Genomic DNA, 2,887 nt, shown 5'->3' with positions numbered 1-2,887 from the left:
TATATAAATAGAGACTAATCCCTTCAATCAAGAAAAATCTCTGGATTGGTGGTTAACTGTACTTAACTTGTATTATTTAAACCCGTTTGCCCTGCCTCCGTTAGCTCTCAAATACGATTAATCATCCATTGCCGACGAGGCTCAAAAAAATTTTCTGTATAATGATCTTCTTTGATAAGCGGGATAAAAGGAACTTTTCAGACAATATCAGTTAGCTTAGTTTATAGTTAGATTTCTTTAGTAAGTTTTGAGCAAGTAATGTTATAGAACCTGCGATTAACCCCCATAATACAGAGCTAATATCCCATAGCGTCAAGTTAGAGGCTGTTACGAGAAAGGTAATTATTGCTGCCTCAGACATTTTATCTTCAGAAAGTGCTTGTTGAATACTATTATTGATAGTAGTAAATAAAGCTAGACCTGCTAATGAATAGATAAGTGCATGTGGCAATGTTGCAAAAGCTTCCATTAAGTATCCAGCAGAAATTGCCATTAATATATAAAATACACCTCCAGAAATTGCCGCCCAATAACGCTTTTCAGGTTTTTTATCCACTTCTTCAGTCATACAAATTGCTGCTGTTATCGCAGCCAGATTTATTGCGAAGCCACCAAAGGGGGCAGCAAGCATATTAACAAAGCCTGTAACACTTAATATTGAAGATACAGGGACCTTATAATTATGTGCTTTTAATACCGCAATACCTGGAAAATTCTGTGCAGCCATAGTGACAAGAAATAAAGGAATGCCAATGCCTAGTATTGCGGAAATATTAAATTCAGGTGAAATATACCTAAATTCACTTAACTGCCAAGAAAATACCGTAAATGTAATTAACTTAAGTTGCCACGCAAGTACAATACCAATGAACAGCACTAACAGTATGGTGAATTTAGGGATTAATTGCCTAGATATCAAGTATGTAAAGAACATAACGATTATAAGTAATGGCTCCTCATTCATTTGATTAAAAACATCAATTCCAAAATTAACCAATATTCCGCCCAGCATTGCTGAAGCAAGTTGAAAAGGTAGTTTGTTTATTAATTTTTCAAACCAACCAGTAATGCCACACAAGAATATTAACAGAGCTGAGAACATGAATCCTGCTATAGCTTCGTTGATATTAAAGTGTTGAGTATTTGCAATAAGTAATGCAGCTCCTGGCGTTGACCAAGCAACCAATATAGGTATACGGTAATAAAAGGATAAGGCAATAGAAGTCATTCCCATTGACAGTCCCAAAGTTAATATCCAACTTGATGCAAGACTTGCATCACCGCCTAAATTAATAACGGTTTGATAGATCAACGCTACGGAGCTGGAAAAACCAATAACAACTGCCACCAATCCAGCTACAGTCGAGCTTATTATACGATTGACTAACATACCTATTTACCTCACAATGGCGTTAACGTGCGCTATAGCGCACAATGTAACACTGTATGTTATAACGCACAAGGGAAGTTATGAGTATAAATTTCAACAATGCAATAGGTCTCCAACTAAAGTTGGCCAGAACCAATAAAGATTGGAGTCTTGATGTTACAAGTAAGCACACAGGTGTTTCAAAGGCTATGCTAGGACAAATAGAACGAGGAGAATCAAGCCCCACAGTTGCACGTTTATGGAATATAGCCACTGGTTTTCATTTACCCTTAAGCTATTTTTTCCTAGCGATTGAGGATAATGATTTATCTAAAAATATGTTAAATAGTGAATCTGGTATATCTATCTCTACTTTATTTCCATTCGATTTAGAAACAAAAAGTGAAGTTTTTTCCTTAACCTTAGCCCCACTGCATCAGCAAATATCTGCTCCTCATAACGATGGGGTGATAGAGCATATTTTGGTTATAGAAGGCGAGATTGAATATTTGTTGAATGACCAATGGCACCATTTAAATAAAGGTGAAGTTGTAAAATTTAATGCAAATCAAAAGCACGGTTATCGTAATGTGTCAGAAAGTCAGGCCGTATTTCATAATATTATTTATTATACAAGTAAAAATAAATTCTCAGTATAAGTAAAGTCATTAATACCAAGTGGTTCTTTTATTATGGACTGTATTATTGTTTATCTTCTTCCACTTTTAACATTTTGAAGTAAGGCCAATACAATTACTTGAACGACCGCTATGGTGGCTTTGGCAACTGTCAGCTTTGATTAAAACCTATAATTTCAAAGTGTCAATTCAGGTTTGCGCTAATGCAATTAAACCTAACTAAATCAACATAAAAATAATCCACATAATAAGATGAGGAACTAATCGGGGACATATATGGACGCTCACTCGTTGTCAAGACAGGCACCAACACGACTCATGGAAAATGTTATTTTATATCTGTTCAGTAAACGGCTAAATTGCCCACTCGTATATTGAGAGCCTCGATCACTATAGAACATTAACCCTACTTTAGGGCGCCTGATATTAATGGCCATTTGTAATGCCCGTTCAATTTATTTTAATTCTTATCCCGAATTAAAATTAAATAAGTATTTTAATTCGTTAAAAAACAAAACATTTAACAATACCTTCGCCACGGTTGATTTAAGCTTAAAATGGAATTTTACACCAATATAAATCAAATACTTACAGAAAAAAGTTAGCCAAAATGGGTTGGTTTCCATTTTGGCTAAGGTATTGATTTGAAATTGGCATTATTGCCCCTGAGATGCAGGTAAAAAAGGGAGTTAGTGGGCGCTGTAGCCTGCAATAGCGTGATTTTTTGGTCACTCTGTTTTTTAACTGGAACACTGATGAGCGGAGTCATTTAACGTTTGCTACAGCTAATACCAATCCGCCTAAGTAACTGATCGTTTTTACTGGTTTAAATGACTAATATCTGCGTTGCATTCAATCGCAATAGCCGGCTATTACTCAA

General features: G+C 35.5%; 2 protein-coding genes and 1 pseudogene. 1 reads left to right on the top strand and 2 read right to left on the bottom strand.

Annotated elements, in window-relative coordinates; genetic code table 11:
• Window positions 1-211: 211 nt before the first annotated feature.
• Window positions 212-1,390 carry a benzoate/H(+) symporter BenE family transporter gene (locus G322_RS0118440; RefSeq protein WP_022943155.1) on the bottom strand — a complete coding sequence of 393 codons (1,179 nt, stop codon included), beginning with the start codon at window positions 1,388-1,390 and terminating at the stop codon, window positions 212-214.
• A gap of 80 nt (window positions 1,391-1,470) precedes the next feature.
• On the opposite strand from G322_RS0118440, the gene G322_RS0118435 reads away from it, so the two are divergent.
• Window positions 1,471-2,028: a helix-turn-helix domain-containing protein gene (locus G322_RS0118435; RefSeq protein ID WP_022943154.1), complete on the top strand. Its 558-nt coding sequence runs from the start codon at window positions 1,471-1,473 to the stop codon at window positions 2,026-2,028.
• Between the two features lie 269 nt (window positions 2,029-2,297).
• Here the strand turns inward: G322_RS0118435 and G322_RS23090 are convergent.
• Window positions 2,298-2,462 (bottom strand): annotated as a pseudogene (locus G322_RS23090) (DDE-type integrase/transposase/recombinase); the annotation flags it as partial.
• Between the last annotated feature and the right edge of the window lie 425 nt (window positions 2,463-2,887).

The organism is Psychromonas hadalis ATCC BAA-638, from assembly GCF_000420245.1.
GTDB lineage: Bacteria > Pseudomonadota > Gammaproteobacteria > Enterobacterales > Psychromonadaceae > Psychromonas > Psychromonas hadalis.
Note: the sequence above shows the minus strand (reverse complement) of the source record. Positions and strands in the feature narration are given on the sequence as shown.

Bases quoted from the DNA above. Each gene is read 5' to 3' on its own strand.
- G322_RS0118440 (WP_022943155.1), bottom strand. From the start codon at position 1,390: ATGTTAGTCAATCGTATAATAAGCTCGACTGTAGCTGGATTGGTGGCA.
- G322_RS0118435 (WP_022943154.1), top strand. From the start codon at position 1,471: ATGAGTATAAATTTCAACAATGCAATAGGTCTCCAACTAAAGTTGGCC.